1 pseudogene is annotated in these 281 nt (G+C 61.2%); it reads left to right on the top strand.

Annotation, left to right across the window (positions count from 1 at the left end):
• A pseudogene (locus K3A85_RS17925) lies at window positions 1-281 on the top strand (hypothetical protein); the annotation flags it as partial.

Below are 281 nucleotides of genomic sequence, written 5' to 3'. Positions count from 1 at the left end.
GACAGAAGATCACCACGGAAAATACCGCTGATCTGGACCGCGTGAAGCTGATCGAGCATATGCTTGGCCGGGCCCTCGATGACGAGATCGCCGATCACGGCGCCGTAACCGCGCGCGCGGAACGCCCGCCATTATTGTCGTTTCGAAATTTCGGGCGGCAGGGCGTTGTCGAACCCTTTGATATGGATGTCGGTCGGGGCGAAGTTGTCGGACTTGCCGGGCTTCTTGGCTCAGGGCGGACCGAAAGCGCGGAACTGCTGTTTGGCGTCCGGGCGTCGCAA

The organism is Novosphingobium huizhouense, assembly GCF_020179475.1.
GTDB lineage: Bacteria > Pseudomonadota > Alphaproteobacteria > Sphingomonadales > Sphingomonadaceae > Novosphingobium > Novosphingobium huizhouense.
Note: the sequence above shows the minus strand (reverse complement) of the source record. Positions and strands in the feature narration are given on the sequence as shown.